Origin of the sequence: Psychromonas sp. SA13A, assembly GCF_011378715.1 — a bacterium.
Lineage (GTDB): Bacteria > Pseudomonadota > Gammaproteobacteria > Enterobacterales > Psychromonadaceae > Psychromonas.
Genome location: NZ_WTKU01000022.1, coordinates 1 through 21141 on the forward strand (window position 1 = coordinate 1; position 21141 = coordinate 21141).

Sequence of the window (21141 nt, forward strand, 5' to 3'; positions counted from 1 at the left end):
TGAACTGACCCCAAATAGTTGGACAACCAATTACTGAGGGTCTTTTTTTATGTCCAAATATAGTCGTGAGTTAAAACTCATCATCGCAAAAGAATGCCTAGGTGGTAAGTCATCTAGGAAACTAGCAAATGAATTTACAATATCCTCTCGACAGATTCGATATTGGACTTCGGTTTTCGCAATTCATGGGACAAACGCATTCTTACCTACTTCTCATGGTTGTAATGCAAAAACAAAACTTCAAGCATTAAAATTAATGTGGACAAATGACTGGTCGCTCACTCACACTAGTGCTGTATTAAATTTGTCTTCACCCGGCTCTCTTTCTGTATGGCTAAAAACATATAATGAGGCTGGGCTTAGAGGACTTGAATGTTCCTCACTCGGGAGACCTCCTATGAAACCACAACCAAATACTCCTGCAAAGCCAAATAATGAAATGACACTTGAAGAACTAAAAGAAGAGCTTGCTTATCTACGAGCAGAGAATGCTGTTTTAAAAAAGTTGGAAGAGCTGGAACAGACAAAACGCCGTCAAATAAAGAAAAAGCGTTAGTTGTTTTAGCTCTCAAAGATAAGCATGCTTTGAAGCACCTCCTTCAAGCCACTCACTTGGCAAAGAGTGTGTTTTATTATCAAGTTAACGCAGGCAAAAAAATGGATGCTTATAGTCTTGAATTAGATCTTATTAAGACGATTTACCATGAGCATAAAGGCCGTTATGGCTATCGTCGTATTCACCTAGCGCTTAGAAGGCAAGGAGTTATGCTAAACCATAAGACGGTACAAAGACTGATGTCGCAATTAAACTTAAAATCGACAGTAAGACCCAAAAAATACAGCTCTTATAAGGGAGGTGTAGGGAAAACAGCACCTAATGTTCTTAAGCGAGACTTTAAAGCAACAAGACCAGATGAAAAATGGGTAACCGATGTAACTGAATTTAAGGTTAAAGATCAGAGAGTCTATTTGTCACCAGTTGTTGACCTATTTACCCAAGAAGTAATCGCTTATAAGATCGCTAAAAATGCTCGTTTACCATTAGTCACAGATATGTTGAAAGATGCTCTCGATAATTTGAGCAAGAACTCAAAACCCATCGTACATAGCGATCAAGGCTGGCAGTATCGGCACAAAGCATACCAAAAACAGCTTGCAGATTGTGGGCTTACACAAAGTATGTCCAGAAAAGGGAATTGCTTAGATAATGCAGTAGCTGAAAACTTTTTTGGATTATTAAAAACAGAAATGTATCATAGGCAAAACTTCAAAGATGCCGATGAACTGATAGAAAAGCTCGACGAATATATCGAGTATTACAATAAAAAAAGGATAAAGGTCAAATTAAAAGGCCTGACTCCGATAGAGTATCGAATCCAGGCCTTACAAGCCGCCTAACTAAAATGTCCAACTATTGGGGGTCAGTTCATTTTCTTTATCTATTTTATTTAAATAGTTATTTTAGTATTATTCAATACCTAGATTTAAGGCTGTTAAAGGCTATTTAAGTTTAGATAAATCGCGTACAGCACCTTTATCTGCTGATGTCGCCATCATCGCATACACTTTTAATGCTGCAGAAATAGGGCGGATACGATCCACTGCTTTCCAGCCAATAACATCTTGTTTCGCACGACGCTCTGCTAATACTTCTTCAGAAACTTTTAAGTCCATCGCACGTGTTGGAATGTTGATATCGATGATGTCACCGTTTTCAATTAAACCAATCACACCACCCGCAGCAGCTTCTGGTGAAACGTGACCAATTGACAGGCCAGAAGTACCACCAGAGAACCGACCATCGGTAATCAATGCACACTGCTTGCCTAGTCCCATTGATTTAAGGTAAGACGTTGGGTAAAGCATTTCTTGCATGCCCGGGCCACCTTGTGGACCTTCGTAACGAATTACAACCACATCACCTGAAACAACTTTGCCACCTAGAATTGCTTCAACCGCATCATCTTGGCTTTCGTATATTTTAGCTGGACCAGTAAAGGTTAGGTTATCGTCATCAACACCCGCAGTTTTAACTACCGCGCCATCAACTGCCATATTACCGAATAATACTGCTAAACCACCTTCGGTACTGAAGGCATTCTCAAGTGAGCGGATACAACCATTTTTACGGTCGTTATCTACGGTATCCCAACGACAAGATTGGCTAAATGCTTTTACGGTGCGGATACCAGCAGGGCCTGCACGATAGAAGTCGATAATCGCTTGGTCTTTAGTTTGCATGATATCGTAATGAGCAAGCTGCTCTTTCATGGTCGGGCTTAGAATAGTAGGAATGTCGCTGTTTAATAAACCTGCTCTATCTAACTCCCCTAAAATTGCCATTACACCACCAGCGCGATGCACATCTTCCATATGGTATTCAGGTGTAGAAGGTGCAACTTTACAAAGCTGTGGAATACGACGAGACATCTTATCCATATCAGCAACGGTAAAGTCTAATTCCGCTTCTTGTGCACAGGCTAATAAATGCAGAATAGTATTAGTTGAACCACCCATCGCAATATCTAGAGCCATTGCATTTTCAAAAGCAGGGCGGCCAGCGATAGAACGTGGTAATACAGAGTAGTCATCTTCTTGGTAGTGACGTTTCGCAATATCAACAATACGACGACCAGCTTCAAGGAATAAGTTTTCACGGTCAGCGTGTGTTGCTAGCATTGAGCCATTACCCGGTAGTGATAAACCTAACGCTTCAGTTAAACAGTTCATTGAGTTCGCGGTAAACATACCAGAACAAGAACCACAAGTAGGACAAGCACTACGCTCTACTTTTTCTAAATCTTCATCAGAGACGTTTTTATCAGGTCCCATTACCATTGCATCAACAAGGTCTAGTTTGATGATTTGATCAGAAAGCTTAGTTTTACCTGCTTCCATTGGGCCGCCAGATACAAAAATAACCGGAATGTTTAAGCGTAATGCCGCCATTAACATTCCCGGAGTTATTTTGTCACAGTTAGAGATACAAACAATCGCATCTGCACAGTGAGCGTTGACCATATATTCAATTGAATCAGCGATCAAATCACGTGAAGGCAGGCTGTATAACATACCTGAGTGACCCATTGCGATACCATCATCAATAGCAATGGTATTAAATTCTTTGGCGATACCACCGGCTTTTTCAATTTCACGAGCAACCAATTGGCCCATATCTTTTAAGTGAACGTGTCCCGGTACAAACTGTGTAAATGAGTTTGCGATAGCAATGATCGGTTTTCCGAAGTCATCATCTTTTACACCAGTTGCGCGCCATAATGCACGAGCACCTGCCATGTTACGACCGTGTGTTGATGTTTTTGAACGATAAACTGGCATGTTAATTTCCTTAAACTGCTTGCTGGCCAAACTACTTGGCGCTGATATAAATAAGTGTTAATAGCAGTAAAACAGATATCCTGTTACGGCACAATCTGCAATTTACGCTGTTGCTTTGATATTTTTTTCTTGTCGTAGGGTTGCCACTTGCTTGACCCCTATAATTTTTTCAATTTGCTTAGTCAATAAGCTAATGTTTCGCTCACTGACCACGGTAATAGTAATGTGTAAGGTTTGTTGCGAATTACCCGTCTCAGCATTGATGTTGGTGGTAGTAAATCCCCGATGACGACAAACGCGCAATAACCGCTCTAAAAACTCTGGGCTATTTTTAGCTTCAATAATTAATAAAGACTTCATTCGATACTCTCCATCATTTTGTCATTAGGTGCACCAGGTGGCACTAGCGGCCAAACATTCTCTGCTTCTGAGATTGAAACATGTAACAAATAAGGCCCTTCACTTGTCAATAAGCGTTGTAATGCTTGGCTTATTTGCGACTTAGTTTCAATGGTTTCACCTGGGATATCAAAAGCACTCGCTAAGGTCACAAAATCAGGATTATCTGTTAAAATTGTTTCGCTATAACGACCGTTAAAAAATAGCTCTTGCCATTGTCTCACCATGCCTAAACGTTGGTTATCAATCAATAGGATTTTAATCGGTAATTTTTTACGTTTAATGGTACCTAATTCTTGTACGTTCATCATAAATGAACCATCACCGGAAATCGCAATAACCATATCATTAGGGCGAGCAACTTGAGCGCCAACAGCGGCTGGGATACCAAATCCCATAGTCCCTAAACCTGAACTGGTGATGTGGTTTTCTGGGCGATCTACAAACATATGCTGTGCAACCCACATTTGATGTTGCCCTACATCGCTACAAATTACCGTATCACCGGGAATCGACTGAGCAAGCTGACGCAATAATGCAGGTGCAAAAATAGGCTCACCTGGATGATCATATCGACTCACATGCTTTGCTTTCATTGTCGCAATATGTTTTTTCCAGGGAGTAATATTAGGTTTAATAGTGATCGCGGGCAAAACCTGTTTCAAGTCGTCAGTCATTGAAAGCGTTACTTGGCGTAATTTATCTATTTCAGCGGCATCAACATCTAAATGGATCACCTTTGCATTAGGTGCAAACTCATCCAATTTTCCTGTCACTCGATCATCGAAACGGGCTCCAATAGCAATTAGTAAATCACATTCTTGAATCGCTAAATTAGATGCTTTACTACCGTGCATACCGACCATTCCCATAAAGTAGGGGGAGTGATGAGGAATGCAACCGATTGCTTTCAAGGTACAAACGCTGGGTATTCTGGTTTGTTCAATAAAGTCTCGCAATTCACCTACTGCATTGGCCATACCGACACCGCCACCAACATACAGTAGTGGTTTATTTGAGGACTCAATCATCAGTTTCGCTTGTGCAATCAGTCGGTTGTCTAAATAATTATTACTATGAACTAATTTCGCAAGAGTATGCGCAACACTGGGACCGATTTGAATATCTTTAGGTAAATCAATCAGTACTGGGCCTGGGCGGCCAGTGGTAGCGATTTCAAAGGCTTGTTCAATGATAGGCCCTAGCTGGTCTGCGCTTTGAACCATAAAACTATGTTTGGTACAGGCTAATGATAAACCAAATACATCAATTTCTTGGAAGGCATCGGTACCAATTAAATTGGTTGGTACTTGTCCGGTGATCGCGATAATAGGAATTGAATCTAATAATGCATCTGCTAAACCTGTGATCAGATTGGTTGCACCCGGGCCTGACGTAGCGATACATACGCCTACTTTACCCGTGGCTCTAGCATACCCGATTGCAGCCATCGCAGCACCTTGCTCATGGCGACAAAGTAAGTGTTCAACACCTCCGTCATATAGCGCATCGTAGAGCGGCATAATAGCACCGCCAGGGTAGCCAAATACCTGTGTTACGTTTTGTTCTTTTAAAGCGTGTACAACAAAGTTTGCACCATTCATGCGCTCTTCCTGAATTTAATGAAGGTAATCAAAGGGCATTCAAAAACTGCCAATTTGAATTTAAAAAAGGGTGCTCTTTATAGCAAAAAAGCGCTTATCAAACAACATTTGTCACATTTTTAAGCAAATTATTGATAGAACAATCACTTGTTCGCGTTTTGTAGCGCAACCTATTCGATACTGTAAATTAATAGGCGACGAGTTTTAGTGGATCATCGATTTTGATGGATGACGAGTTTTAACTAATGACTAGTTTGATGGCTCACTCAGTTTTAATGCTAACAAAGCTTTAATGATAACCAAGTTTTAATAGTAAGCAGGTTTAGGTGATAACTATTGTTTAAAAAGGAGAACAACATGGCGTTAGCAAGGTTAGTTTGCCGAGCTATTTCAGGCGTAGATGCACCGGAAGTTGAGGTGGAAGTTCATCTAGGTACTGGTTTGCCTGGTTTTTCGCTGGTTGGTTTACCTGAAACCTCGGTAAAAGAAGCAAAGGATAGAGTACGAAGCGCCATTCTCAATAGCCATTATAAGTTTCCCAGTAAAAGAATTACTGTTAATTTAGCGCCCGCTAATTTACCTAAAGAAGGAGGGCGTTTCGACTTGGCGATCGCGTTAGGTATTTTAATCGCTTCTGAGCAAATTCAATGTCCCGATATTTTGAACTATGAATGTTATGGTGAATTATCCTTGTCCGGTGAGTTACGCAGTGTTGATGGCATTATTCCTTGTGCCCTAGCCGCAAAAAAACAACAGCGACAAGTTATAGTTTGTGCCGATAATCAGCATGAATGTGCCTTAACGGGAGCACAAGGTTTTGTTGCTCCTCACCTATTAGATGTGTGTGCTTTTTTACAACAACAAACAACGTTACAGGCGGCACAACAAAGCGCAGCGCCAGTGAGTAAAGAGAGCGAGGTTGATTTTTCAGACGTACTAGGCCAAGAACAAGCCAAAAGAGTGTTGGAAGTCGCGGCGGCGGGATCTCATAATTTATTATTAATCGGCCCACCTGGAACCGGGAAAAGTATGCTTGCTGAGCGTTTTATGACACTTTTACCTAATTTAGAAGAGGAGCAAGCTTTACAAACCGCTGCGGTTTATTCTGTCTGTGGCAAACGACGTGACGATTGGTTTTTGCCTCCGTATCGCGCTCCACATCATAGCGCATCTTCTGTTGCGTTAGTTGGAGGCGGGGGGAAGCCTAAGCCGGGAGAAATTTCCTTATCACACCATGGTGTATTATTCCTCGATGAACTACCTGAGTTCCCGAGGCAAGTGTTAGATAGTTTGCGCCAGCCCATGGAAACACATGACGTAACTATTTCAAGAGCGGCTAACCAAGTAACCTTTCCAGCGCATTTTCAATTAATTGCAGCCATGAATCCAAGCCCCTGCGGGCATATATCTGGAAATTTAAGACGCAGTACGCCAGACCAAATATTACGTTACCTGAATCGTTTGTCTGGCCCTTTTTTAGATCGATTCTCTCTGTCGCTAATGGTGCCCTTATTACCTAAAGGTATGTTGGCTGAATCTCAACAAGGTGCGAAAAACTTAACTGAAAAGAGCTGTGATGTAAAAGAAAGGGTGTTAAAAGCAAGAAAAATTCAGCTACAACGTCAGGGCAAGTTAAACCACTATTTGTCTAGCCAGGAAATCAATAAGTTTTGTATATTAAGTCAGCAAGATGCCTTGTTTTTGGAACAAGCAATTGAAAAAATGGGGTTGTCGATTCGTGCTTGGCATAGCCTGTTAAAAGTGGCAAGAAGCATTGCCGATCTTCAAGGTCAAACTGATATTTCAAAAGCCCACTTATGCGAAGCGTTAACATATAGAGCGATGGATCGCCTATTAAAAAGCGTGGCACACGAATAATTAAGCGAAATTTATATTTTTCAATTTTAACAGTAAAAGCTAGTTCAAATTAAACACTTTAGAATCTAACTTTCCCTTTCTATATGACAGTATTGTTCATATACTTGTTACGTAAAATTTAGATTCTGCTACTCCAAAATAAGAGTAAAAATTATGTATAAAAATATCCTTGTTCCTATCGATTTAAATGAAAAAGGCTTTTCAGATAAAGCTGTGCAACTCGCTATTTGGTATGGTAAAAATACCGATGCCCATATACATCTTTTAACCGTTTTACCTGGCGTGCATATGTCGATGGTTGCGACTTACTTTCCTAAAGATGCAGCACAAAAAATGAAAGCCGATATAAAAACACAGTTGGCTAAATTTGCTGAATCACAAATGAAAGAAAAAATTGATTACACAACCTATGTTGCAGAAGGTAAAGCATATAAAACGATCATCAAATATGCAGAAAAATTAAAAGTAGATCTGATCATTATGCCTAGCCATAAACGTTCAAAAGTAGATAAGGTTATGTTAGGTTCTGTTGCGAGTAAAGTGGTACAAAACTCACCTGTGCATGTGTTAGTTGTAAAACCACAAGGTTAATTTCTATTGCATTAATGAGGTCGTTTATCTTTAATCAGATAGGTGAGCGGCTGAATTTTAATGCTATTTCTTCTTTATTAATTCCTCTGCCTAACATTAATTGTTCGTATGGTGAAACGTGATGCTTAATGAAGCTAACTTACCCTCAATAAAAGCTTTACGAACCTTTGTTGCCGTAGCTAATAACTTGAGTTTTTCAAAAGCTGCAAAAGAGTTGTTTGTTACTCAAGGTGCTGTAAGCAAACAAATATCGGTTTTAGAGCAACAATTACAACAACCTCTATTCAGTCGACACCTTAATGGTATTAAATTATCTTCGGCGGGTGAGAGTTATCTTCCTAAAATCATTGAAGCGCTCGAAATAATTCAATATGCAACCACGAGTTTGAGCACAAAAGATCATGCGCAAGAAGTACTGACATTAAATGTAACGCCTTCATTTGCAAGCTTATGGTTAGTTCCTCGTATTGAAGCGTTCCATCATTTAAACAACAAAATCCAAGTCAGCATTAAAACCGGTGATGGTCTAATCAATCAAACTAACGGCGATAGCGACCTTTCTATTCGTTGCCTGCCTATCTCACAACATTATGAAAATGCGACTTTGTTACGACGTGAGCGCCTTGTATTAGTCGCTTCTGCCAAGTTAATGATGAATAATCCGATAACTTGTATTGAAGATATTAAAAAGCAAACCTTGATCCCGCATATCACTCGTCCTCACCTCTGGGAGCAATTTAAAAAATACAAAGGGTTAGTTTATAACAGTCTATATAGTGCCACTGGGTTTGAGCATTTTTATATGTCTTTAGAAGCGGCAAAAGATGGTTTAGGCCTTGCTCTCTTACCCGATTTTATGGTCGAAGGATCGTTACAAAGTGGCGATTTAGTTAATCCTCTTAATTTATCGATGCAAACCAGTTATGGTTATTACGTCTTTATACCTAGCTATAGGCTCTCTTCCAGAAAAATTTATGAATTCAGTCGGTGGTTAAACCATTGTTTGGGCAAAGATTGTAATTAAAGCAGCTAGGCTAGGTGAAGAAAAACCAATGAAAAAGATTGCATTAAAAAGTTAAATAAAAAAGAAAGTGCTGAACATCAATATCAGCATCAACACTTTCTTTTTCGACTTGAAGGTTGTGATTTTGGCGTTTTTAAGAGTTAAGTTGATTTAGCTTAATTCAACTCAGTTTAACCTAACTCAACCTAAGCTAGCTTAACTCAATAAAGCTTTACGAAAGCTGTGTGCGTCATGAAGGTCTATATTCAGTAAACTTGTTAATGCTTTAATATCCGTTACTTGTTGTGCATTGCTATGTGCTTTTGCGCCATGGCTATTATGTAGGTTATTTTCAAACCCTACTCGAATATCCCCACCCATTAGCATGGCACTTGTTAAGCACTTTTGCTCACTAGGCCCAAAGGCACAAGCAGCCCAACGTTTATCACCACTTTCCATTAATTGCTTAAAATCAGGTTGCTTTAAAAATGGCAATAAGTCCCTAGGTGAAGATAATAAATCTTTATGGTATCGGCCTAAAACAAATAATAAATGATGGTTTTTATTAGGCAAGATTCCCTGTTTAATTAAACTAAAATAACGTGTTAAATCTTCTGCCGAATACAAAATATATTGTGCAATCATGCCGCTATCAGCAACCCAGTTGAAAAATTTTTCTGCCTCAGGTAAATAAGAGTCATCAGGAATAAGTTCATTGAGCCCAAACGAAGCAGCTTCAGGTGTTGTTTCTTTAATTAGCTGCATTTGCTGTTGCGGTGTGTATTGGCCAATAGCTTCAGTGGTTAGTTGCACTATAACACTGTCACCAACCGCGGTTTTGACTGCTTCTTGAGTTAATAGGTTATCGTCAATAGCCAAAGAATGTAGGCCATTTTTATCCCTTGCGTGTAAGTGCACCATGGCTGCGCCTGCATCTCGACATGCAATCACGTCAGCAACGATCTCTGCGGTTGTTATTGGCAAAGCAGGATGATCTTGTTTTGTTTTTCTTGCGCCATTAGGAGCAACAATAATCGCTGCTTTATTATCAATATATTGCATATTTATCCCCATGCCTTAGCTGCTTCAATTAAAGCTGAGGTTAGTTTAGTGACTAATTCATCCAACTGTTCATCATTAATGATAAAAGGGGGAGCAATTAAAATATGATGACCTTGTTTTCCGTCTATAGTCCCTGCCATTGGATAACACATTAAGCCATGTTGCATTGCAATATTTTTTACTTTTTTATTCGCTTCAGTACTCCTTGCTAGCGGCGTTTTTGTTAATTTATCTGCTACTAATTCAACGCCTAAAAAGAGTCCTCGTCCTCTTATATCACCGACATAAGGCAAAGGCTGAAGTGCTACTTCAAGTTTATTTTTTAGCTTTTCACCTTGTTCGGTCACTTTATCTAATAAATGTTCATTTAGAATCGTGTTGATGGTTGCTAAGGCCGATGCACATGCCATCGGGTGAGCCATAAAGGTATGGCCATGTTGAAAAAATCCACTGCCATTAGCGATAGCATCATAAATTTTACTGCTAGCAACCACTGCACCGATAGGTTGGTAACCTGCACCTAGTCCTTTGGCGATAGTTACTAAGTCAGGAATTATTTTATCTTGTTCAAATGCATAAAAGGTCCCGGTGCGGCCAATACCACACATCACTTCATCAAGAATTAAAAGTACATCATATTGGTCACAAATTTCACGTATACGTTTAAAGTAGCCTTCCGTTGCAGGCACCGCTCCCGTGGTTGCTCCGACTACTGGCTCAGCCACAAATGCCATCACATTGTCTGCACCAACTTCAAGTATCTTTGTTTCTAGCTCATTGGCGACGCGCATTGAATAATCTAACTCTGTCTCATTGTCACCTTGGTCACGATAGGCGTAACAAGGCGAGATATGATGAACAGAGGAAAGTAAGGGTCTAAAAGGTTCCTTGCGCCATTCATTACCACCAACAGCTAGTGCTCCTAATGTATTACCATGATAACTTTGTCGTCTTGCAATGAACTGTGTTTTTTGTGGCTTTCCTATTTCAACAAAATACTGTCGAGCCATTTTTAATGCCGACTCTACAGCTTCTGAACCACCGCTAACAAAATAAACATGATTAAGAGGATCGGGTGCTAAGTCAGTTAATAACGTAGCCAGATCTTCGCTAACTTGGTTAGTAAAAAATCCTGTATGCGCAAATGGTATAGCATCGAGCTGTTGTTTAATCGCATCTTTAACAGCGGTGTGGTTATGTCCTAAATTAGATACAGCAGCACCTCCGCAACCATCTAAATATTGCTTACCTTCAGTATCAAATAAATAAACCCCTTCGCCCGAAGCAATAGAAGGAAGTTTGGCATGGCAGTGGCGATGAAATACATGTGTCATTAGCGGATAACCCTTGTTGTATATACCCAATTACTTGAACAAGTAAGTACCCGCAAGTCGCTTGGTTATAGAAGAAAGTAATCCCGATTTTGTTCTATTTTTACTGAACAGACAAAGTAATTAAAGTGGAGGGGTATGAGCAATTGGAATAGTAAGCAGGAGAAGCTGCTATCTGGGAAAATAACTGTTAGCGATGCTTAAATTGACTCGACTATCACGATAGTTCAAAAACTATAGGCTTCCAACCAGAGCATCTGAGACGAGATTAAACTGTAATAATACATATTGCATTCAACCACAATAAATCAATAACTCAATGTTGATGTAAAACCTCAGCTTGGATCAGAAAACGATTCGGTGTCAGTCTCTTTTCCTCCTTTCTTTTCTGATAAGAGAAAGGCGTGCCACCGACAGGGGGAAATCACGGCTAATAATGAGAAAACGCCACTACGAGCGAAGACGAGTTAAAACTTCAAGCGAGCTCATCAGTACAAAAATATGCATTCCCAAGCAGAGTACGTGAAACGAGAGTGAACTAATTTTATGAGTACAACCTAATGTAGTCAAGTTGACTCAACTAAAACAAAAAAGCCTTGATTAGCATGCTAATCAAGGCTTAGATTCAAGTGCAAGTAGTCAGAAAACAGGTCATAAAAATGAACTATTACTTATACATTAATACTCTTTTTTTCAGGTGCTTTATCCGCTTCTAGATCTCGACGTCTACGTTGTATAACAACAATAAACCATAATAAAAGCAGTGCAGGAATATAGAACCACTCTTTACTTGGACGTTCAGCCGGAATACCTACATCAACAATAATTTGGTCAAAATCGAAGCCAGCTTTTTCAGCAGTACTATCAAATCCAACACCATCAACCATTATTGAACCATCATCTTGAGCGAGTAACTCTAATCCATAATCCTCAATACGATCTTCGCCTGTTTCGCCTTCACCTACGATCATTAACATCGTTAATGTCACTGGATCTCCGACGTCATTTTGGCCGTCAACTAAAATACGAAGCTCTGTGCCTGGGGCGACTTCTGCCATCGCAGATACTAATTCACTACCTGCACGCTCTTCGTATGGAGGCACAACATAATCCATCCAGAAGCCTGGGCGGAATAATGTGAACGCAATGATAATTAGCGCAAAAGATTCCCATAATTTAGACTTCGCCATGAAGTAACCTTGTGTACCCGCAGTAAATATCAACATCGCCATGGTGGCGGTAATAAATATAAATATGCCCTGTGTAAAGTTAATATCGATTAACAATAAATCAGTATTAAAAATAAACAGGAAAGGTAACAACGCAGTACGCAGTGAATAGAAGAAGGCAATAAAGCCGGTCTTCATTGGATCCCCCCCTGACACCGCAGCAGCGGCAAAGGATGCGAGCCCTACGGGGGGAGTTACGTCGGCCATAATACCAAAGTAAAATACAAACATATGTACCGCAATTAACGGAACAATGAGTCCATTTTGTTGCCCAAGGCTAACAATAACAGGAGCAAGTAATGACGATACAACAATGTAGTTTGCTGTGGTTGGTAAGCCCATGCCTAAGATTAAACTCAGCACGGCTGTCCAAAGCAACATTAGCATAATATGGCCCATAGAGAGGTACTCTACTAGCGCTGCTAATTTCAAACCAACACCAGTTTGCGATACTGCTCCAACGATAATACCCGCTGCTGCTGTCGCAATCGCGATACCAATCATGTTTCGCGCGCCCATGATTAAACCATCAGTTAACTCATTAAAACCAAGTTTAAATTTATTGCTTGTGTCCGCTTTACGATAGAAGGCAAACAGGAAACGTTGCGTTAGAAGAATAAATATCATTAAGGCTGTTGCATAATATGCAGAAAGCCCTGGCGATTTACGCTCGATCATTAAACACCAGATCAACACAACAACTGGCAATAAAAAGTGTAATCCTGATTTCACAGTTGGGCCTGTTTCAGGCAATGTTAATACCGGTGAGTTCGGATCATCCATTATTAGGTCAGGATAAGCGGAACTAATTTTTGCAAGTATAAGGTAGGCAACAAGTACTAAAACAGAGACAACCCAAACCATCATTTCTGAGTCAACATTCTCTTTTAATGTATTAATTAAAAAGAACAGTGCAAAAGCACCAATCACTATATTACCTAATACAATCGCCCCGGTTGAAATCGTTTTGGCAATTTTTTCTTCGCTGACTTTTGCTTTGACAGTTTTTAAAACACCATACTGTATTGCGATCACTGCAATCACTGCCGCAAGACGAGTTTGAGGAGTTGCGAGTAAGTGATAAAGCTCAGATAAGTAATAAGCTCCACCGGCTAATGCAATAATTGGCAGTAGTGTCATTGCCCAAGATACCAACACATCTTTAACTGACTTACCGCTATCTTCTCGAGTCAAACCTAGCATGTTTAATTTCATCGCTTCTAAATGAACGATATAAACTAAAGCAATATAAGAAATAATTGCTGGTAAAAAGGCATGTTTAACCACATCAAAATACGGAATATTGACATATTCCACCATCAAGAAGGCAGCCGCACCCATTACTGGTGGCATTATTTGACCGTTTACAGAGGAGGCGACTTCAATCGCTCCGGCTTTTTCTGAAGAGAAACCTACTCGCTTCATCATTGGAATTGTAAAGGTACCTGTTGTTACCACGTTCGCAATTGATGAGCCTGATATCAGTCCGGTCATACCAGATGCTACAACTGCAGCTTTTGCTGGTCCACCACGAAGGTGTCCCATTAATGAAAAAGCAACTTTAATGAAGTAGTTACCTGCACCAGCACGATCTAATAAAGCGCCGAATAATACAAATAGGAATACAAGGTCGGTGGATACACCTAAAGCAATACCAAAAACACCTTCAGAGAATAACCACTGATGATCCATTATTCCGCCAAAAGTAGACCCTTTCCAAGCAATAAGTTCAGGTGCGTAAGGACCTAAAAAGGTATAACAAAGGAAGACCATCGCAACCACCATCAGTGGTGGACCGAGGGCACGCCTTGTTGCTTCTAGTAATATCAACATTCCGACTATCGCAACGGCAATATCGAAAGGTTTCGGTGCACTAGGACGGTTACTTAAACGCATACCGAATAGACTCTCCGCTAACGAAGAGTCTGCTAAAAATGGATAAAGCGCACATAAACAACCTAAACCTGCCAACAACCAGTCAGCCATTGGAATATGGTCACGAGGGGAGTTTTTAAAGGCTGGGTAAGCTAAGAAACCAAGAAATAAAGCAAAGCCTAAATGAATAGAACGTGCCTCACTACTTGAGAAAACACCCCATCCAATAGTAAAGGGAAGTGGTGATGCTATCCAAATTTGAAATAGTGACCAGACGAGTGCAACGCCAGCCATTAGCTTTAATACGTTATTGTTAGTCGGATTTCGTCCGCCTGTATCGTTAGAAGCAACAAGATCTTGTAAATCTTCATCACTCATTTGTGTGTCACTGGGACTGTGTTGATTCATAGTGAATGTCCTATCTAAAATACAGTGTAATGTTTGATGGTATTGTTTGTTGTTATTGTCTTTATTTATACCCAAACAACATTCATTTTATTGTTTGATTAAGCTTTTTGATTAAATGAAAATGGCTTGGGTATATTCGCTTTTAAAACGAACAAAGCAGAAGTAACAAACTTCTGCTTTGAGGTTACTTTATTAACTTAACGGATTACATCCAACCACGTTCTTTGTAGTAACGAACAGCGCCATCATGTAAAGGTGCTGATAAGTTTTTGCTGATCATGTCACTCTCTTTTAAGTGAGCAAAAGCAGGGTGCATTTTCTTAAAGCGTTTAAAGTTTTCAAATACAGCTTTTACCATTTGGTAAATGGTTTCAGAGTCTGTTTTTGTTGAACTTACAAATGTTGCAGCAACACCAAATGTTGTTGTATCTGTATCAGTTCCTTTATACATGCCACCTGGAATAGATGTCATTGCATAGTATGGGTTATCAGCAGCTAGTTTTTGTGCTTCTGCATTATCAACAGGGATTAAGATTGCATCACAAGAAGTAGTTGCTTCTTTGATTGAACCGTTTGGATGACCCGCTGTAAAGATAATTGCATCAACTTTACTATCACATAAAGCTGCAGCTTGTTCTGATGATTTAAGCTCTGAAGCAACAGCAAAATCGTCCATTGTCCAACCCATTTTACCCATTAATACTTCCATTGTGCCACGTTGGCCAGAACCTGGATTACCAACATTTACTTTTTTACCTTTTAGGTCTGAAAATGTTTTGATACCTGAGTCTGCTCGAGCAACAACCGTGAACGGTTCTGGATGTACTGAGAATACTGCACGTAATTCTTTAAAAGCACCGTTAGGGAATTGCTCTGGCGCTGTACCATTGTAACCATGATATTGCCAATCTGATTGTGCAACACCCATATCTAAGTCACCAGAACGAAGACCATTGATATTTGTTACAGAACCACCTGTTTTATGTGTACAGTTGATTTCATGCTCAGCAGATCCTTTATTTACTAAGCGACAAATTGCTCCACCTACTTGATAATAAACGCCTGTTTGGCCGCCGGTGCCAATTACAACATGTTTAGTTTCAGCGATTGCTGATGTGGCCATTAGAGTTGCGCCAGCGATTGCTGTAAGCGCTATTTTTTTAATAAACATATATAAGTTCCTTTGTTTAATTTATTTTAATACTTTGTTTAAGCTTGTTATGTATACAGTAAATTTATCAGTAAAACGAAACTAATACTTTAATGTGCGATCTACTTAGAAAACATCTATTTTTAATTAGAAGCAATACCATTAAAGACTGAATTTCTACTATAAAATTAACACCGTTCACTTGATTCCCAAAATACTCTTTCTATTAACTAATAAATAAGTTGAAGCATAAACCGCTTAATATTTACGCTATTAAGTAGTTTATATCGCTGTTAGCTTCTTATTTATAATTGTTTGTAATTTACTCAATTAATCAATAGGTTGGAAAAGTCGCTATAGTAGCCCAGGTTGCTTAAAGATCATAAATAAAAATTAAGCATAATTTGCGCCATTAACATAAATATATTTTAAAACAGTTAGATAGAAAGAATTCCACTATATGATAGTTATTTTTTATAGATAATGAAGAAATTAGGTGCATTAACTTGATATGGCGCACTTTTATGGTGCACTGCAAGCGGATAAATTAGTCAATATATAGGATCTTAAATTCAGCCGTTAAGTACAATCCAATTTTATTGTTATTACTCTCTTGTAGTGTTTTTACTATTACTAATGTTGTAGGGATTATCACTATTACTTATGTAGGAGTGGTTATAACCAAGGTATGACTGTCATTGATTGTAATGATTGCTCAGATAACAAGCTATTATTGAGGTAGATAATTTTACGGCTGTATAAATGTAGCTTGTCGAGGCGATCCTTGTAGTAATGATCTAACAGTCTGGTTAACGTGCCATTTTCTTGTAAGCGTGTTAACCCTATTGTCAGCCTTTCAGCCAATTCGGGACGTTGTTCATTGACGAAGAAAAAGGTCAAATAGGGATAGTGTATTAATAAGCTATTTTCAATTGCAAAGCGTGCATCCGAATGCTGAATATATTCGTCATTGATCTCATTGACGCCACGTAAGAAACAATCAAAACGTTGTTTATTTAATTGCTCAAACAATAAAGAATATTTGTGTGTAGTACTTACTTTTAACCCATTGTTTCTTAATATTGTACTGTCTGGCCAGTCTTGGTGTTGTCCTATGGTTAAACCTTGGTCAATAAAGTCTTGTATGTCATTAATATTAGAAAACTTATATTGGTTATTTTCTTTAATCAAACATAATCGATATCCCATTAACCCGCCAAGTAGAGGAATGCGAATAGGAATTGCGTGTTTCTCTCGCTCTTTAGTCGTAGGGAAATAGGCTATATCTAGTTTGCCTTTATATTCCTTGGATAATCTTTTAACGGCTCGCCCTTGTTCCATTTGCATGGAGGGAATAATTTCATAGTCGCCATATTCATCACGGGTAATATCAAGTGCTCTTGTTAATGTGTCCATGATGATCGCAGAAGGATTATCGATGGTATGACGCCAAACAATAATTTTTTCAGGAGGGAGTTGATGTCGTTGATCTTGGGCACTAACAAATGAAGGAAAAATCCCCAATAACAACATCAATATAGACAGCATAAAATGTTTTAGGTTGTGCATAAAAATATCATTAAAATTCTAGTTGAGGTGCTCAAGGAAGAAGCAGTGTAGGGGAATTTTTATAGTTGAGCTTTATATATTTAATGGTTTGTTAAATAAATGCTAAGGTTTTGATTGGGTTTCTTTTATTTGTTATTTTGATGATGAATATTATGTTTTTTATGGTGTTGTATAAGACAATCTCAATCATAAAACGCCAAGATAATTTATAACTCTAGATAGACAAATCTGTTTGAAAAAGTGCTGCATAAATAAGGATTGCTATTAAAAATAGCGACATAAAAAAGGGAGCTTATTCCAAGCTCCCTTTTTATTATTTATGTTGAACCAATATCATAGGATGATAGCGATTAGTATTACAATGCTTTAATTATCTCAATTTGTGCATTCAACTTGTCACAGGTTGTTTGGTATTCAGACTGCTTTGCTTTTTCTTTAATAATAACCGCTTCAGGTGCATTACTAACGAAACGCTCGTTACTGAGTTTGCCTGATACTTTATCTAACTCTTTTTTCGCTTTTTCGAGCTGCTTCGCTAGACGTGCTAGCTCAGCTTCAGCATCAATCAAACCAGCCATCGGGATCAATAATTCTAATTCACCCACTAGTGCAGTAACGGAAGCCGGTGTTTCTTTGCCTTCCGCAACAAAGGTAACGGTTTCTAATTTTGCTAATGCACCCAAGAAAGCTTCGTTATCAGCAAAGCGACGCGTATCTTCTGCACTTGCATTTTTCACTAACACGTTAAGTGGCACTTTCGGGCTAATATCCATTTCACCACGAATGTTACGAACCGCATCAATCACTTTCTTAACCCACTCAAGATCAGCAACAGCTTGTTCATCAACCTGTGCGGCATCATATTCTGGGTAAGCTTCAAGCATGATGGTATCACCACCTTGTCCGGTGATTGCTTTAACTCGTTGCCAAATCTCTTCGGTCATAAACGGTAGCATTGGGTGTGCAACACGTAATAACGTTTCTAATACATTGATTAATGTATTACGTGTACCACGTTGCTCCTCTTCACTTCCTTTGAATAAAACAGGTTTGGTTAATTCTAAATACCAACCACAGAATTCATTCCAGATAAAATCGTATAAAATATTGGCTGCAATATCGAAACGATAAGTATCTAATGCTTGACGGAATTCTTTGATCATATTTTGTAATTGACCTTGGATCCAACGATCTGCAAGGCTAAATTGCATTGCTTTGTTATCACCAAAACCAAAGTCTTGCTCTTCTGCATCCATTAATACATAACGGCTTGCATTCCATAACTTGTTACAGAAATTACGGTAACCTTCAAGACGATTCATATCCCAGTTGATATCACGACCCGTTGATGCCATTGCTGCTAGTGTGAAACGTAGTGCATCGGTACCGTGTGCCTCAATACCATTAGCGAAGGTTTTACGAGTGTCTTTTTCGATTTTCTTTGCAAGTTGTGGTTGCATCATGTTACCAGTACGTTTAGTCACTAAGCTTTCAAGATCTAACCCATCAATCATATCTAAAGGATCTAATACATTACCTTTAGATTTAGACATTTTATCGCCATTTTCATCACGGATAAGCCCGGTCACATAAACGGTTTTGAATGGTACCTGTGGCGTACCATCTTCATTCTTCATAAAGTGCATGGTCATCATGATCATACGCGCAACCCAGAAGAAAATAATATCAAAACCCGTTACCAATACATCAGTAGAGTGGAAGGTTTTGAGATCCATGGTTTGGTTTGGCCAACCTAGTGTAGAGAACGTCCATAAACCAGAAGAGAACCAAGTATCTAACACATCGTCATCTTGGCTTAATACAACGCTATCATCTAAATTATGTTCTGCACGAACTGCAGCTTCATCATGGCCAACATAAACTTTACCTGCTTCATCGTACCAAGCTGGAATGCGGTGACCCCACCATAGTTGACGAGAGATACACCAGTCATTAAGGTCATTCATCCATGAGTTGTACATATTCTCATATTGTTGTGGAACAAATTTAATATCACCGTTTGCTACTGCTTCAGTAGCTGTTTTAGCCAGCGGAGCAACACGTACATACCATTGATCTGTTAACATTGGTTCAATCACTACACCGCCACGGTCGCCGTAAGGTACTGTTAAATCGTGATCTTTAACTTCTTCTAATAAACCTAATGCATCTAACTCACTAACGACTAATTTACGGGCAGCTTCACGGGTTAAACCTTGGAATTGTGCTGGTAAATCACTTGGGTAATCATCACTCTTTTCACCGTTGGTATTAAATACTTCAGCGCTTTCACGAATACATGCATCAAAGGTCAATACGTTGATCATAGGTAGTTTGTTACGTTTACCCACTTCATAGTCATTAAAGTCATGTGCAGGTGTAATTTTTACACAGCCTGTACCTTTATCCATATCGGCATGTTCATCGCCTAGAATTGGAATTTCACGGTTAACAAAAGGTAATAGAATCGTTTTACCAATGAGATTTTTGTAACGAGGATCTTCTGGATTAACGGCAACACCGGTATCACCTAATACTGTTTCAGGACGAGTAGTCGCCACAACAATGTAATCTTTACCATCTGCTGTTTTTACACCGTTTGCTAATGGATAACGGAAATGCCACATAAAACCTTTAACATCTTTGTTTTCTACTTCTAGATCAGAAATCGCAGTATGTAATTTAGGATCCCAGTTAACTAAGCGCTTACCACGGTAGATCAAATCGTCATTGTATAAATCAACAAAGGTTTTTTTAACCGCTTCAGAAAGGCCATCATCCATGGTAAAACGTTCACGGTCCCAATCCACAGAAGTTCCTAAACGGCGCATTTGACGCGAAATATTGCCACCTGACTCTGCTTTCCAATCCCAGATTTTATCGATAAATGTTTCACGACCTAACTCTTTACGTGTTTGGCCTGTTTCTGCAAAAAGTTTACGCTCAACGACCATTTGCGTCGCAATACCTGCGTGGTCCGTTCCCATTTGCCAAAGTGTATTTTTACCTTGCATACGTTGGTAACGGATCAATGTGTCCATGATCGTATCTTGGAAAGCATGTCCCATGTGTAAACTACCCGTAACATTTGGGGGCGGGATCATGATACAGAAACTCTCTTTATCAGTATCACCATGTGGTTTGAAATAACCTTTTTCTTCCCATGTTTGGTAATTTTTTTGCTCAATCGCACTCGGGTTGTATGTCTTTTCCATCATTTATCTTCTGTCTGGTTAGTGGACTCTTGAGATGTGTTTAACACATCTTGAGTAGATAGGGTGTGGCCTAATTTTTTATAAGCACTATAGCGCACTCGCGCATTAATTTTTAACTGCTCTTGTGCTGGCACAAAATCAATAATTTGTTGGAAGTTTAGATTAAACTCCGGAATGTTTTGGCTGAGATTAATCAATACAGCACGCGGGTGCTGTGGTGCCAGCCAACTAATTTCGACAGGTGAACCATAACGTGGTCCTTCACCTATCAAATTATGTGGCACAAAACTATCGCCATCAAATTGCCACAAATATTCATCAACAGTAAATGCATCCTGCTGGTTTTCAGTATAAATAAATACTTTTTTATTTTGCTGATAATAATAAGCCGCGAGCTGGCAAGCTTGCGCAAAATGTGCTGGCAAACTTGCATCAGTTATCGCCGTCGGGCCATCTTCTGCATGTATATAAAAGAGGACTTGGCTCAT

At 39.2% G+C, this 21141-nt stretch carries 14 protein-coding genes and 1 pseudogene; 5 read left to right on the top strand and 10 right to left on the bottom strand.

All coding sequences use genetic code 11. The annotated features are described in order from the left end of the window. Positions 1-49 precede the first annotated feature (49 nt). Both GQR44_RS15960 and GQR44_RS15965 read left to right on the top strand, forming a co-directional pair. Positions 50-556, top strand: coding sequence for a helix-turn-helix domain-containing protein (locus tag GQR44_RS15960; protein WP_166370789.1), 507 nt, complete (start codon positions 50-52; stop codon positions 554-556). Further along, positions 556-1398: pseudogene (locus tag GQR44_RS15965) on the top strand (IS3 family transposase); the annotation flags it as partial. The gene GQR44_RS15960 and the pseudogene GQR44_RS15965, both read left to right, overlap by 1 nt. Before the next feature lie 102 nt (positions 1399-1500). On the opposite strand, the gene ilvD reads toward GQR44_RS15965, so the two are convergent. The 3 genes from ilvD to ilvG all read right to left on the bottom strand — a co-directional run bounded on the left by ilvD (position 1501) and on the right by ilvG (position 5342). Further along, positions 1501-3339, bottom strand: a complete 1839-nt coding sequence (gene ilvD / locus GQR44_RS15970; protein WP_166372702.1) for a dihydroxy-acid dehydratase — start codon at positions 3337-3339, stop codon at positions 1501-1503. Positions 3340-3441: 102 nt separating this feature from the next. Continuing rightward, positions 3442-3699, bottom strand: a complete 258-nt coding sequence (ilvM, locus tag GQR44_RS15975; RefSeq protein WP_166372703.1) for an acetolactate synthase 2 small subunit — start codon at positions 3697-3699, stop codon at positions 3442-3444. Continuing rightward, a complete protein-coding gene (ilvG, locus tag GQR44_RS15980; protein ID WP_166372704.1) occupies positions 3696-5342 on the bottom strand; it encodes an acetolactate synthase 2 catalytic subunit in 1647 nt (548 codons plus the stop codon). Before ilvG ends, ilvM begins: the two co-directional genes overlap by 4 nt. A gap of 357 nt (positions 5343-5699) precedes the next feature. Between ilvG and GQR44_RS15985 the strand changes: the two genes are divergently transcribed. From GQR44_RS15985 to GQR44_RS15995, 3 genes are all read left to right on the top strand, one after another. Further along, positions 5700-7220 (top strand): YifB family Mg chelatase-like AAA ATPase, encoded by a 1521-nt coding sequence (locus tag GQR44_RS15985; RefSeq protein WP_166372705.1) that lies wholly within the window; start codon positions 5700-5702, stop codon positions 7218-7220. Positions 7221-7373: 153 nt separating this feature from the next. Further along, positions 7374-7811, top strand: coding sequence for a universal stress protein (locus GQR44_RS15990; RefSeq protein WP_028869018.1), 438 nt, complete (start codon positions 7374-7376; stop codon positions 7809-7811). Positions 7812-7932: 121 nt separating this feature from the next. Further along, positions 7933-8835 (top strand): LysR substrate-binding domain-containing protein, encoded by a 903-nt coding sequence (locus GQR44_RS15995; protein ID WP_166372706.1) that lies wholly within the window; start codon positions 7933-7935, stop codon positions 8833-8835. Between the two features lie 195 nt (positions 8836-9030). On the opposite strand, the gene GQR44_RS16000 is transcribed toward GQR44_RS15995, so the two are convergent. From GQR44_RS16000 to GQR44_RS16030, 7 genes are all read right to left on the bottom strand, one after another. Continuing rightward, on the bottom strand, positions 9031-9876 hold the full coding sequence (locus tag GQR44_RS16000; RefSeq protein WP_205963101.1) for a 3-keto-5-aminohexanoate cleavage protein: 846 nt from the start codon (positions 9874-9876) through the stop codon (positions 9031-9033). 2 nt (positions 9877-9878) lie between these two features. Beyond that, the gene (locus GQR44_RS16005; protein ID WP_166372708.1) at positions 9879-11210 is read right to left on the bottom strand and encodes an aspartate aminotransferase family protein; all 1332 of its coding nucleotides are present in this window, start codon (positions 11208-11210) and stop codon (positions 9879-9881) included. 668 nt (positions 11211-11878) lie between these two features. After that, the gene (locus GQR44_RS16010; RefSeq protein WP_166372709.1) at positions 11879-14719 is read right to left on the bottom strand and encodes a TRAP transporter permease; all 2841 of its coding nucleotides are present in this window, start codon (positions 14717-14719) and stop codon (positions 11879-11881) included. 205 nt (positions 14720-14924) lie between these two features. Continuing rightward, the gene (locus GQR44_RS16015; protein WP_166372710.1) at positions 14925-15890 is read right to left on the bottom strand and encodes a TAXI family TRAP transporter solute-binding subunit; all 966 of its coding nucleotides are present in this window, start codon (positions 15888-15890) and stop codon (positions 14925-14927) included. Positions 15891-16544: 654 nt separating this feature from the next. Next, complete coding sequence (locus GQR44_RS16020; protein ID WP_166372711.1) at positions 16545-17438, bottom strand: transporter substrate-binding domain-containing protein; 894 nt, start codon at positions 17436-17438, stop codon at positions 16545-16547. A 356-nt stretch (positions 17439-17794) separates the two neighbouring features. Beyond that, complete coding sequence (locus GQR44_RS16025) at positions 17795-20653, bottom strand: valine--tRNA ligase (RefSeq protein ID WP_166372753.1); 2859 nt, start codon at positions 20651-20653, stop codon at positions 17795-17797. Continuing rightward, entirely contained in the window at positions 20653-21141 is a 489-nt protein-coding gene (locus GQR44_RS16030; protein WP_166372712.1) for a DNA polymerase III subunit chi, read from the bottom strand. Before GQR44_RS16030 ends, GQR44_RS16025 begins: the two co-directional genes overlap by 1 nt.